This window comes from Tahibacter sp., from assembly GCF_032229445.1.
GTDB lineage: Bacteria > Pseudomonadota > Gammaproteobacteria > Xanthomonadales > Rhodanobacteraceae > Tahibacter.
Genome location: NZ_JAVTWC010000028.1, coordinates 87,635 through 100,867 on the forward strand (window position 1 = coordinate 87,635; position 13,233 = coordinate 100,867).

General features: G+C 66.5%; 10 protein-coding genes. 7 read left to right on the forward strand and 3 right to left on the reverse strand.

Translation table 11 applies throughout. The annotated features are described in order from the left end of the window. Nucleotides 1-179: 179 nt before the first annotated feature. The 6 genes from RUU78_RS06705 (at nt 180) to mgtE (ending at nt 8,907) form a co-directional block, all read left to right on the forward strand. Nucleotides 180-1,358 (forward strand): methyltransferase domain-containing protein, encoded by a 1,179-nt coding sequence (locus RUU78_RS06705; protein WP_313914943.1) that lies wholly within the window; start codon nt 180-182, stop codon nt 1,356-1,358. Next, the gene (locus RUU78_RS06710; protein ID WP_313914944.1) at nt 1,313-3,574 is read left to right on the forward strand and encodes a hypothetical protein; all 2,262 of its coding nucleotides are present in this window, start codon (nt 1,313-1,315) and stop codon (nt 3,572-3,574) included. The genes RUU78_RS06705 and RUU78_RS06710 overlap by 46 nt, the downstream gene beginning before the upstream one ends. A gap of 79 nt (nt 3,575-3,653) precedes the next feature. After that, nucleotides 3,654-5,057, forward strand: coding sequence for an MBOAT family O-acyltransferase (locus RUU78_RS06715; protein ID WP_313914946.1), 1,404 nt, complete (start codon nt 3,654-3,656; stop codon nt 5,055-5,057). 8 nt (nt 5,058-5,065) lie between these two features. Beyond that, nucleotides 5,066-6,220: a hypothetical protein gene (locus RUU78_RS06720; protein ID WP_313914948.1), complete on the forward strand. Its 1,155-nt coding sequence runs from the start codon at nt 5,066-5,068 to the stop codon at nt 6,218-6,220. 100 nt (nt 6,221-6,320) lie between these two features. Next, the gene (locus RUU78_RS06725; protein WP_313914950.1) at nt 6,321-7,469 is read left to right on the forward strand and encodes an acyltransferase; all 1,149 of its coding nucleotides are present in this window, start codon (nt 6,321-6,323) and stop codon (nt 7,467-7,469) included. A gap of 76 nt (nt 7,470-7,545) precedes the next feature. Beyond that, on the forward strand, nt 7,546-8,907 hold the full coding sequence (mgtE, locus tag RUU78_RS06730; RefSeq protein ID WP_313914951.1) for a magnesium transporter: 1,362 nt from the start codon (nt 7,546-7,548) through the stop codon (nt 8,905-8,907). A 9-nt stretch (nt 8,908-8,916) separates the two neighbouring features. On the opposite strand, the gene tsaB is transcribed toward mgtE, so the two are convergent. Then, nucleotides 8,917-9,603, reverse strand: a complete 687-nt coding sequence (tsaB, locus tag RUU78_RS06735) for a tRNA (adenosine(37)-N6)-threonylcarbamoyltransferase complex dimerization subunit type 1 TsaB (RefSeq protein WP_313914953.1) — start codon at nt 9,601-9,603, stop codon at nt 8,917-8,919. After that, entirely contained in the window at nt 9,600-11,000 is a 1,401-nt protein-coding gene (gene creD, locus RUU78_RS06740; protein ID WP_313914955.1) for a cell envelope integrity protein CreD, read from the reverse strand. The genes tsaB and creD overlap by 4 nt, the downstream gene beginning before the upstream one ends. Nucleotides 11,001-11,149: 149 nt before the next feature. Here creD and RUU78_RS06745 point away from each other — a divergent pair, with 149 nt between their 5' ends. Further along, complete coding sequence (locus RUU78_RS06745) at nt 11,150-11,476, forward strand: hypothetical protein (protein WP_313914957.1); 327 nt, start codon at nt 11,150-11,152, stop codon at nt 11,474-11,476. Between the two features lie 127 nt (nt 11,477-11,603). On the opposite strand, the gene RUU78_RS06750 is transcribed toward RUU78_RS06745, so the two are convergent. Further along, on the reverse strand, nt 11,604-13,233 hold a 1,630-nt coding region (locus RUU78_RS06750; RefSeq protein ID WP_313914959.1), incomplete at its 5' end, for a choice-of-anchor J domain-containing protein.

Sequence of the window (13,233 nt, forward strand, 5' to 3'; positions counted from 1 at the left end):
TGTCGGCATCTGCGTGGAATCGACCTGGCCGTGACACGGTCGAGAAGCCGTCGCGACTGGCGGTGCTACACTGCGCGCCCCCTGTTGCTATCTCGTTGATTGTGAAAGAGACGTTATCCCAAACACTCGCTTGGCTGGACCTGCGCCTCGCGCCGCTCGCACGCCATCTGCCCGAAGCAATGAAGGCACCGCTGCGCCGGCTCGCGCGGCCGGCCGTCGCCGCGCCAGTGACCGCGTGCGTCGACACCGCGACACCGGACGCAGACGATCCGGCGATTGCTGCGCCTGCGATCGAAGTCGAGCAACCGCCGGGCGAAACGTGCGAATCCGCGACGCAGGAGCCCACGGCACCACCTTCCGTGCCCGACGCGACCGACGACTACGCCGCGCGTCTGCGCCAGGAACAGGAAATCTTCGCCGGCCAGACCGACGTCAACGAACTGCCGGCCATTTTCCATTATTGGTCGCATACCTATTTGCGACCCAAGCTCGAACACTTCGGCTGCGCCAATCCGGACGAGTTCTTCGCCAATGCGCTGCAGGCAGCGTTGCATGATGCGCCGCAGCGGCCGGCGCGCTTTGTCAGCCTGGGCGCCGGCAACTGCGACACCGAGGTGCGCGTCGCGCAGATCCTCGCGGCGCGCGGCCTGCGCGACTTCGTGCTCGAATGCGTCGACATCAATCCGGTCATGCTCGAACGCGGTGCCGTGCTCGCGCGCGACGCGGGGTTGAGCGAACAGGTCGTGCCGGTAAGCGGCGACTTCAACGACTGGCAGCCGGCGCGACGCTACGACGCGGCCATGGCGAACCAGAGCCTGCATCACGTCGTCAATCTCGAAGGGCTGTTCGATGCCATCGCAGCGAACCTGCCGGCGCATGGACGCTTCGTGATTTCCGACATGGTCGGCCGCAATGGCCACCTGCGCTGGCCCGAAGCACTCGCGATCGTGCGCGAGTTCTGGAGCGAACTGCCGCCGGACTATCGCTACCACCGCCAGCTGCTGTGCCAGTGGGATGAGTTCGTCGACTTCGACTGTTCCGGCGAAGGATTCGAAGGCATCCGCGCGCAGGACATCCTGCCGCTGCTGACCGAACGCTTCGGCTTCGAGAGCTTCCTCGGCTTCGCCAACGTCATCGATCCGTTCATCGATCGCGGCTTCGGCGGTCACTTCGACGCGGAGTCGGCGCGCGACCGCGAACTCATCGATCGCATTCATGCACGGGACGAGGCGGAAATGCGCGCCGGCACGATCAAGCCCACGCACCTGATGGCGGTGATGCGCGGCCTGCCCTATGCCGGCCCGACTCGTGCGTGGCAGCACATGACGCCGCAGCACAGCCTGCGCGTCCCCGGCTGATGCGGGTCGCCGAGGACACCGGCGCGGCAGCCACTCATACGCCCGCCACGCGGATACGCGCGCTGCTCCTGCTGGTCGCCGCGCTGGCGCTCTGCGCGGTCGTCGCCTGGGGACTGATAGTCCCCGGCCCGTTCGGCTGGGCAATAAGCCAGCCGCAGTCCTGGCAAGGCGGCGCCGAAGCCGCGCTGCTGCTTGCGGGATTGGCGCTGCTTCAGCGCGTATCGGCGCGGCGCTGGCGCCTCCTCGGCACGCTGCTGCTCGCCGAGTTCTACCTGCGCCGCCACGCCGTCGACGCGCCGGCCGTACTGTGCCTGCTGTATCTCGAGTTCACGCTCGCGCTCGGCGCCGCGGTCACGCGGCTGTGCGGCGGCGAGCGGCCGCGGGAGGGCGAGGACTATCTGCGCGCTTTCGTACTCGGCATATCGGCGTGGAGCGCCCTGGCATGGCTCGCCTCGGCCCTGGGCTGGGGCACCCCGGTCGCGCTGCGGATCGTCACGCTCGCGCTGCTGCCGCTGGCGTGCTGGGCGCGGGCGTGCCCGCTGAGTCTGCACCTGCTGCAGCGCAGCCGCGCCTGGTCCCTGCGCGACCGCGTGCTGCTCGCACTGCTCGCCGGCTGGGTGCTCGTGCTGTTCGCGCGCGCCAACTATGCTTTCAGCTTCGACGGGCTCTGGTACGGTTTTCGTCCCGAGTACGTGCTGACCGCCGACGGCTCCGTGTTCGCGCCGCTGGGGCTGGTCTCCCCGGTGCATTATTTTCCAAAACTTTATGAAGTATACCTGTTGCCATTGAGCGGACTCGACGACGCCAGCGTCGTCAGCGGCATGACCATACTGCTGCTCGGCCTGACCGCACTGGCCGGCACCCGCCTGCTCGCACGCCTCGGCGTGACCTCGACGACGGCGCAGCTGCTGCTGGCCGCGCTCGTGTTCACGCTGCCGGCCATCGCCAATCCGGCGCTGGAACCCAAGCCCGACATCGCCTGCGCACTGTTTCTGCTGCTCGGGTGGCTGTTCGCCGGCGACTGGCTGCAGTCGCGCCGCTTCGAGCACGCCGCATGGTTCCTCGCGGCCGCCTTGCTGGCCGGGTCGAGCAAGCTGATTGCCGTACCCTACCTCGGCCTGCTCGTGACCGGCATCGCGCTGACCGCTGTCCTTGTGCGTTCAGGACAGCCGGACGTGACGGCCACTCCGGCACGCAACCGTCTCGCCATTGCAGCGCTGCTGCTCGCCACGACGGCGGCCACGTTCGTGATCGCGCGCACGTGGCTGCTCGCCGGCGTCCCGACCATCGGCCCGGACCCGCTCTACAAGATCTGGACGCTGTTTGGCCTGTCACTGCGTGAGCCGGCCGGCACGCTGACCTGGGCCATGCCGCAGGACTGGGCGACGGTGCCGGGCCTGATCGTCGACTGGCTGTTGCGCCCGCAGCGCATGGAACACATCGCAATCAGTTGGACCGGCAATGTCTGGCTGTGGCTGCCGCTCGCGGCGCTGCTGCTGCGCGCGCGCGCGGTCGCGCCCGACGCGTCGACGCAGTCGCATCGCCGGCTCGCGCTGTTCCTGATCCTTGCCGGGATCGTCATCGCCATCGGCTGGAGGCACCACGCGCGCGGCAGCGACGGCAACTACTTCATCGCCGCACTCGTGCCGGCGCTGGTGCTCGGCGTCGCATTCGCCTGGCGCCAGCTGTATCACCAACCGCAGGCACGCCGCGTCTGGTTTGCCGGCGCATTGCTGTTCTGCGGCTTCCAGGCCGCCTACGCCTTCATCAGCGCCAGTTGGACACCCGGCACGCGCGCGTTCGACCTGGTGCTCGACCGTAGTCCGCGCGATACACGCAAGATCGCCGAGGGTCTCCTGAGATACCACGGGCTCTGGGAGATTGGCGAGTATCTGCGCACCCGGCCCGGCGTAGCCCGCGTCGTCGGCTGCGCGCCGTTCGAAGCCGCCGTACGGCTGCCGGCACGGTTCGAGGACTTTCCAGCCATCGCCCTGTCGCGACCGGAATACGTCGCCGACCTCGGCACCGCAGTGCGCTACATGCGGCTTTTTTCCATTGGATATTTGTTGCTTCCGAAGCCGGTTGCCGGCAGCGACGCCTCAAGCCAGCTCATCCATGGCTGCACGCCGCACAATACTCCGCCGCAGGGAACGCGGCTGGTGCTGGAAAACGAGCGCTATCTGCTGGTCGAACCCGTCGTACCCGACAGCGGCTGACGCAGCGCGCAGTCAGCCCCCCGCGGCGTCGATATACTGCGCGCCCTCTGTCGAACCCTGCCGCTGGCCGATCACGACCATGCTGTTCAATTCCCTGCACTTCGTCGTCTTCTTCGTGATCGTGCTCACGCTCAATCAGGGCCTGCGTCCGTGGCCCACGGCGCAGAAGTTCATGCTGCTGGCGGCGAGCTACTATTTCTACGGCCAGTGGAGCTGGATGTATCTCGGCATCATCGTCTACTCCACGCTGCTCGACTATTCGATCGCGTTGGGCATGGTGCGCGTATCACGGCCGCGCTATCTGTTGCTGCTTAGCCTCGTCACCAATCTCGGCCTGCTCGCGTTCTTCAAATACGCCAACTGGCTCATCGACAACTGGAACGCCGCGGGCGATGCGGTCGGATTCGCGCTGCAGATCACGCCGATCGATCTCATACTGCCGGTCGGCATATCCTTCTATACATTCCAGAGCCTGTCCTACACGATAGACGTCTATCGCGGCGTGAGCCGGCCGCGGCGCAACTTGCTCGACTACGCCCTGTTCGTGTCGTTCTTCCCGCAGCTTGCTGCCGGACCCATCGTGCGCGACTACGAGTTCTTCCGCGAGCTCGACGGCGAAAAGCGCGTGGATGCCGCTGACGTGCAGCGCGCACTGGTGCTGATCGCATTCGGCTTCGTCAAGAAAATCGTCTTCGCGGACAATCTCGCGCTGTATGCCGACCCGATCTTCGCCAATCCCTCGCAGCACGGCTTCTGGGATAGCCTGCTCGCCGTCTACGCCTTCAGCTTCCAGATCTACTGCGATTTCTCGGGCTACACCGACATCGCGATCGGTCTCGCGCTGCTGCTCGGTTTCCGCTACCCGCAAAATTTTAACTATCCCTATTTCGCCGACAGCGTGCGGGAATTCTGGCGCCGCTGGCACATGACGCTGTCGCGCTGGCTGCGCGACTATCTGTACATCTCGCTCGGCGGCAATCGCCACGGCAATCTGCATACGTATTTCAACCTCATGCTGACCATGCTGCTCGGCGGCCTGTGGCACGGGGCGAGCTGGAACTTCGTGATCTGGGGCGGGCTGCACGGCGCCTATCTGGCGTTCGAACGCGCGGTCCTGTTCCGCCTGCCGTTCTGGAATGCGGACAACGCGCTCATGCGCAGCCTGCGCTGGCTGCTGACGTTCAACCTGGTCTGCTTCGCGTGGATCTTCTTCCGCGCCAAGACCTTCGGCGACGCCACAACGATGATCGCGAACATCGCCGGCGCGGCCTCGCCGACGTTTGACCCGGCGAACCATCTGCATATGCTGCTGTTGCTGGTCGCGATGCTGGCCGTGCACCTGCTCGGCGGCTGGAAAGGCTTCAAGGAATGGCTCGCGCGCGAGCGCGGACCGGTGTTCGCCGTCACGCTCGCGGCTATCGGCCTGCTGCTGATCTGGTTCACGCCAGCGGCGACCGTGCCGTTCATCTACTTCCAGTTCTGAGTGCGCCGATGAAGACCCTGCTCAAATTCATCGCGCCGCTGCTGTTGCTGATGCTGTGCGAATCGCTGTTCCGGCTCGGCATCTGGGAAGGCATGGTGAAACCCGACAGCCACGCCGGCACCAGCGTGCGCCTCAAACGTGCGTTGAACGATCCGACGATGCGGCAGCTCGATTTCGTGACGCTCGGCAGCTCGCGGCCGGTCTATGGCATCGACCACGAAGCGCTCGCGCGCATCGCGCAGGAACACGGTGCTGTGCATGCGAACCTGAGCATGCCGGGCTCGCACTGGATGACGGTCGACGTGCTGACCAACTGGCTCGCCGCGCACCGCCCCAACCTGCGCGGCGGCGTCATCGCCATGGACCTGACCACGTTCATGTATCCGGGCAACGGCAGTTACGAGCTCGCGATCGTCGCGCCGTTCCGCGGCTTTGCCGACGACGCGGTGATCGCGGCGCACGTGCCCGCCAAACGCGACGAAATGGCAAGCTGGGGCGCACACTCGGCGCTGTATCAATACCGCGAGGACATCCAGGACTACGTCAAGGCGCCACTGCAGCGGCGCGAATCGGTGACGTGGTGGAAAGGTATGCCGGCGGCCGACGTGCTGCTGCGCAACGCCAAGGAAGCGCGCGACATGTGCGAGTTCGGCGTCGATCGCGTCGCTGCCTGCGACAAAGTCGACAGTTCCACCACTGAGGCTGCAAACGGCTTGCGCCATCAGTGCCGCGAACTGCGCGCCACGCTTGCCGGCCGGCCCGATTTCGCTGCGCTGATGCGTCAGCAACCCTTACCGGACTTCCTGCAGCAGGTGCGCGACAACATCCGCTCGCGGCTGCGCGCGCTGAACTGGCCACGTCCGCCCGTGGTGGTGCTGATGCCACTGACCGGCGCCTGGAAAGAAGCCAGTCCACTCGGCCTGCACCAGTGGACACTCAGTGTGCTGCAGCCGCTCGTCGACGAAGGGCATATCCGACTGATCGACGCAACCGATGCGCTGGCCTCGGCGGACAACGGTGGCTGCGGGCAATATTTCGACTTCTTCCACCAGAACGACAGCGGCCGGCAGATGCTCACGGATGCGGTGCTGCCGCAGATCGAGGCCGCGCTGTACGACGATTCGCCGGCGCCCGCCGCGCGCGTTGCAGCGACGGGCGAATGAACGCCATTCCATTTGCAGCACATCCGCCGTCGCTACGCAGCACATCCATTGCCGCGGAGAGCACGAACCAGGCGCCCCACCGTCGCCGGAGCGAAACCTGATGGACGACTTCCACTGGATTCTTCTTGCGCTGGTCATCATCGCCGCGCTGCGGCGCTGGCGACTGCCGGCGGCCGCGCCGACGCCGGCCGACACGCCGGTGCGGCCGCTGCCGTGGCGTACACTGGAACAGGCCATGGCGGCCAAGGGCGACAATCTGCTGCTGTTGCGGCTGATCGCCGCCTCGGCGGTGATCTACGGCCACAGCTACGCGATCAGCGGCATTCCCGGCGCGGCCGACCACCTCACGCGGCAGGGCTGGGGGCTGTATTCGGGCACGATCGCGGTACAGATCTTCTTCGTGGTCAGCGGGTTCCTCGTCACCGGCGCGTGGCTGCGCCGGCCCGATCTCGCCTTCTTCCTGCAATCGCGCGCGCTGCGCATCGTGCCCGCCTATCTCGCCTGCCTGGCCCTCAGCGCCCTGCTGCTCGGCGCCGCGCTGACTGATCTTCCGCTCGCGCAGTACTATGCCGACCCACTGACCTGGCGCTACATCTGGAAAAATCTCACTTTCTCGCCGGAGATGGTATGGACGCTGCCCGGCGTGTTTGCCGGCAACCCGCATCCGAATACCGTCAACGGTTCGCTGTGGACGCTCGTTGTCGAGGTGCGCGTGTATGCCTGGCTCGCGATCTTCGGGCTGCTCGGATTGCTCGACCGGCGCGAACGATTCTTCTACGCGGCGCTGATCCTCGCCTGCGCGCTGTATGCACCCTATGCGCTGCCCATGATGCCGATAGACGAATTCCTGCGCCTTGGCGGCTTTTTCCTCGCCGGCTGCGCGTTCTACCGCTGGCGCGACCTGATTCCGTTTCACGGCGCGCTGGCCGTGGCGCTGTTCGCTCTGGCCGTGCTCGCCCATGGCGGCACGTGGTTTCTGCCACTGTTCGGGCTCGCGCTTTCCTACGGCGTGTTCTGGTTCGCCTATGGCCCGCGTTTTCTGCTCGGCTTCAATCGCTTCGGCGACTACTCCTACGGCGTATACCTGTGGGGTTTTCCCATCCAGCAGGTCGTTGCGTCGCTGTTGCCAGTGCCGACGCCGACGCGCATCACGCTAATCGCGCTGCCCTGCGCCGTCGCGGCCGGCGCACTGTCCTGGCATCTGCTCGAAAAGCCACTGCTGCGGCTGAAGCGCCGACACACGGCGTGACCGCGCGCAGGTAGGCGCAACCTGGCCAGTCCGCGACAATGCGTCCATGAGTCTCCTCGCATAAAACCGGACCCCCATGGCCGAAACCACGCAGCAGGACAAGACCGCCAAACAGCTGCGCCTGCTCGAACAGGCCCTGGACAGCGGCCGGCTCGGGCCGGTCAAGCGGCTCGTGAACACCTTGTCGCCGGCGGAGATCGGCAACCTGCTCGAATCGTTGCCGTCGGCCAAGCGCCAGATCGTCTGGGGTCTGGTCGACGCGGAAGACGACGGCGAGGTGCTGGTGCACGTCGGCGAGGACGTGCGCGAAGACCTGTTGCGTGCGATGGACACCGACGAAATCGTCGCCGCGGCCGAGTCGCTGGACATCGACGATCTGGCCGACCTGTTCGAAGACCTGCCCGACACGGTCATCGACGAAGTGCTCAAGTCGATGGATCGCGAGAATCGCGAACGTCTCGAGCAGATGCTGACCTACGGCGAGGACACCGCCGGGCGCCTCATGAACCCGGACGTGGTCACCGTGCGCGCCGATGTCAGCGTCGACGTGGTGCTGCGCTACCTGCGACTGCGCGGCGAACTGCCTGAGGGCACGCACCATCTCTACGTCGTCAGCCGTCGGCGCCAGTACCAGGGACGCATCTCACTGGCGCAGCTGCTGACCACCGATACCACCGACGCGGTCAACCGCATCATGGATACGGACCAGCCGGCGATCGACGCAGATACCGAGGTCTCGGAAGTCGCCAAGCGCTTCGCGAACCATGACTGGCTCAGCGCGCCGGTGGTCGACGAGAACAACGTGCTGCTCGGCCATATCACCATCGACGACGTGGTCGACATCATCCGCGACCAGGCCGAACACCAGGCTCTCGGCGCAGCCGGTCTCGACGAGGAGGAGGATCTTTTCGCGCCGGTGCCGAGAACCACCAGGCGACGCGCGGTGTGGCTCGGCATCAACCTGCTGACCGCCTTTCTCGCATCGTGGGTCATCGGCAACTTCGAGAACGTGCTCCGGCAAGTCGTCGCGTGCGCCGTGCTCATGCCCATCGTCGCGAGCATGGGCGGCGTGGCCGGCACGCAGGTGCAGACCCTGATGATCCGCGCGATGGCGTTGGGCCAGGTGACCGCATCGAACGCGATGTTCCTGCTGCGTAAGGAAGTACTGGTAGCGCTTGCCAACGGCGTGCTCTGGGCCATCGCGGTCGGCAGCGTCGCGCTGCTGATCTACCGCGACGTCTGGCTAGCCGTGGCCTTCGGCGCGGCGATGGTGCTGAATCTGCTCGCCGCCGCGCTGACCGGCGTGTTCCTGCCGCTGGCCTTGCGCCGCGTCGGCATCGATCCGGCCCTGGCCGGCGGCGTGCTGCTGACGACCGTCACCGACTGCTGCGGTTTCGCCACCTTCCTGGGCCTGTCCACGCTGCTGCTGGTGCGCTGAACGGGCGCCTCAGCGGGCGCGCTGTTCGACCAGGGTCAGGGCGACCTTGTCGCGCAGGTACAAGGGCAAGGCCTGTTCCGGCGGCAGCGCGCGGCCGGCTCGGAATTCGGCCGCGGCGAGCACTGCCACGGCGCGCGCCTGCGGATAGCGTTCGCCGTCGGCCCAGCACGGCTCGGGCAGACGCTCGGCCAGCACGCTTCGGTAGGTCCTCCAGCCGCTGCCGATGACGCTCCAGGCCTGGCTCGCGGGCAGATGCAGGCACTCGGGCGCACAGACACGCTCGTCGTCCAGCGCCTGCAGCGCACCGCTCGCGTCGCGCCGGTAGCACGCGGCATAGATCTCGCCCATGCGGGCGTCGATCATGGCGAGCACGGCCGAACCGTCATCGGGAGCATCGAACGCGAGTGCGGCGAGCGAAGACACCGGGATCACCGGCAAGTCCAGGCCCAGCGCCATGCCCTGGGCGATGGAGACGGCCAGGCGTACGCCGGTGAAGGCACCCGGACCGCGGCCGACGGCGATCGCGTCGAGCTGACGCCGGTGCAGGCCCGCCTGCGCGAGCAGCGCGTCGGCCATGGGCAATACCAGTTCCGCATGCCGGCGCGGCGCCAGCTCGCTGCGTTCGATGGTCGTGCCGGCGTGGTACAGGGCCACCGAACAAGCTTCGGTGGAGGTCTCGATGGCAAGGAGGTTCATGGGTTTCCGTCGATGGCGTTCAGGGGCGGGTCGTAGCCCGGTTCTGGCCGGCGAGTTCCGGCCGCCGCGGTCGGCGCGGCGCGGCTTTCACCGTACCAGTCGACGCGGCGCGTCAGATACATCAGCAATGCGATGACGGCCAGCAGCGCCAATGCCCCTATCAGCAGCGAGTATTGCTCGCTGACCACGAGGCCGTACAGCAGCCCATAGACCAGACCGAGACTGCCGCCGAGCACGAGTCCGGCGCGAGGTGTGGACAGCACGGCCGCCGCATAGCCGCCGACGAGCAGGGCGACCGCGGCAGCAGCCAGCGCATAGGCCGGACCGAAACCGATCTGCTCCGACAGCGCGAGCAGCAGCAGATAGAACGTGCACAGCGCCACACCGATCAGCAGGTACTGCACCGGATGCACGCGTAGTTTTTTCAGGACTTCGAACAGGAAGAACGCAACGAAGCTCAGCGCGATGAACAGCACGCCGTATTTGCCGGCACGCTCGTTCTGCTGGTAGATGCTGGCCGGCTGGTAAAGCGTGGCGCCGAAGGCCGACGCAGCGATGCGCGTCGTATCCAGTTCGCCATCGTCCCAGTGCTGGCCGTAGCCGCGGTTGAGCTCAAGCACCTGCCAGGCGGCTTCGAAGCGCTGTTCGGCAACTTCGTGCCGCACGGGCAGGAACGCGCCGGTGAAACTCGGATCGCCCCAGTCCGCGGCGAGCTTGAGGTTGGTCGTGCGGCCCAGCGGCAGGAACTGGATACTTTCGGTGCCGGCAAGGTCCAGGCTCAGCTCCAGGGTGATCGGCGCCTCCAGCAACTGCGCGTCGAGCACGACTGCGGCGGTGGCGTACCCGGCGGTGATGCTGCCGGGCTGCAGGCGATGGTCCTGGCCGTTGACGCGCACCGCACGGACTTCGCGCAGGCCGCGCACGTCGGACAGCGGCAGGCGCAGTTCGAGCTTGCCAGCGCCCTGTGCGACCACCTCCCGTAGCGCGGCGAGATCGTCGGTCTCGAAGCGCGCATTGAGGTCGATGCCCGCGGTGTACACCGGGGTCGCGTAGATGCCGTAGGCGCGCGTCGCCGTGCGCAGTGTAGCGTCGACGCTCAGCGTCGCCGGCAGCAGCAGCCGCGTGCTGGTGCGTTCGGTCCAGCCCTGGTCGGTCTTCCAGCGCTGCAGATACGGCAGCGCGAGCAGCGGGCCGCCAACCGTCTGCGCCTCGCCCCAGCGGGTCGCGACCTGGGCCACGGCCTGGTTGCGCAGGCCATTGCGCTCGCTGACCAGGCTCTGCACCTGCAGCAGCGGTATCAGCATGAGCAGCGCGAGCGCGCCGATGCCGAGGACTTTCAGAGTGAAGGAATGCGCATTCGGGAACATGGGCAATCGCCGCAGGGGGAATGCTCGCATTGCCGCATCCGCGTCCGGCGCGCCAGCGGCGCGGCGCGGGCGCGACACCGGCGATTGCGGACATTTCGCGGGCGGTCGCCGCTGGCATCAATCCTGCTTGAATGTGCGAGAAATCACAGACTCACCGCCTCCCTTCCCCCGGACCCGCCATGGCCTTGTCGACCCAGGAAATGCTTCTTGCACTGCGTGCGCCGAATGCGCACTGGCTGGCTGCGCTGATCAACGCGCTGGACGAAGCTCTGAAAGATCCGGAATTCGGGATCGAACAACGTGCCGTGCTGCAGCAGCTGCTCGGCGCCGGCATCGTGCCGGCGAGCGTCGCGCGTGCAGCCGAGCACCGTTTCGAGCGGTTCGAAGACAGCTTCGCCGACCTCGTGCCGGGCGATGAGAGTCTGGACTGGACCGCGGCGACGAGCGCCGCCGCGCCGCCGGCGCGTCCAAAATTGACCCTGGTGGGCAGCAACGCCGCCGCCTGAACCGCCGAGTCCGATAGAGCCAGCGCAAACAGAAAAGCCCGGGTTCGTAGCCCGGGCTTTTCTGTTTGCGTGAATCAAAGCAGCGTTGGAGCGTCGCCGGACCCAAAGATCCGGCGACGTTTGAGGCTTACTTCGATCCGCGAGCCGACATCGGAACGCTCTCGGGCGAAATGCCGGCACCGCCGTTCGGCACGCCCGCGCTATTCACGGAACCCGCCGTGATGCTTACCGTGTCGATGCCGATGAAGTCGGAGTTCGCACCGGACGGGCCGCCACTGGTCACCCAGTAGCGGAAGGCGATGCGGCCCTGACCCGACGTCGGCAGACCATTGGCATTGGTGAGCGTGAACTGCGCCCACGCCGACTTCGGATAGCCGTTGGCACCGGTCGGATCATCGTTGAGCGTCAGGGTCGGGTTGATCGTCTTGAGCACGGTCGGGAACGAACTCAGCGCCGTTGCATCCGGGCTGACCGACGTGCACGGTGCCGAAGTGCAGAGGCGCACTTCCAGACGATCCGCGTAGTCGTCGCCATCCAACGGGCTACCACGCGTGTAGAACGAGATCGACGAGGCGCCGTTGAACGTGATCAGCGGAGTGACCAGCCAGTTCGTGATGGTGTTCGCACCGGTCGTGTTGTTGAAGTTTGCACCGATGTACGAGGTCACCGGACCGGCCTGTGCCGGGAACACTGTATCGTTGCCCTGGAACCACGACGTGCTGCCCAACGGAAGGCTGTTGTTGGATGTCAGCCAGCCGATGCCGGCAAGGGTGGTGATGTCGTCGAAGCCCTGGTCGACCGTAACGCTCGGCGGCGCAGTGCCGAAGTTGTCGGCGAAGATACCGTCGCGCGTACCGGAAACGGACAAGGTCAGGCGCTCGGTCGGCAGGGTGTTGTCGCTCGGCGTCAGCACCACGTGGCCGAAGGCCAGCGGAGCCGCACTGGAGCCATAGCCCATGTTGACCGCGATGTTCAGCGCCTGCGTACCACCGCCTACGACCGTGAAGTTGGCCGGGGTGATGGTCACGACGGGTGCGCCGGAGGCCACCATCGGCACGTAGGTCGCAGTCCAGGTCGTACCCGCAGCCACCTTGCTCGTCATCGTGCGCGTGAACGAGCACGAGACATTGCAGGCGGTATCGCGCATCGACGGCAGGTTCAGCGTCTTGGCCGAGATCGACCCACCCGACGGATTCGCCGCGAGGAAGTTCGTGACCGTTTCATTCATGACCAGCGCGGCCTTGATCGCCTTGGTCAGGTCGACGCGGCCGTTGCCGACGTCATCCGGATCCCAGGCCGAGCTGCCGTCGTCGTCATTGCCGACGATCTTCGCGGTCAGCTGCAGCGCGGACTTGACTTCCATCGGAGCCCACGCGGGCTTGGCGGCGCGCACGAGGGCGGCCGAACCGGCGAGATGCGGCGAGGACATCGACGTTCCGCTGATGTAGCCGTATTGCGCCGGATCCGCGACCGCGGCGTAGATCTGCACGCCAGGACCAGTGATGTCCGGCTTTGTGACCGAGGGGAAGCCTGCCGGGACCGGGCCGCGCAGGCTGAAGTCGGCGAGGACGTCACCCTTCTTTTGCGACGGATCGAAGCTGAACGTTGCGGTGGTCGGATTCGCTGCGATGAAATCGCGGATCGCGTCGCCCGGAGTCTGCGTCACGCTGTAGGCCGGCACGGTCGCCGGCGCATCCGTCGTGTTCATCGACAGTGGGCCGACCTGGTTATTGCCGACGAGCACGAAGATCGCGCCG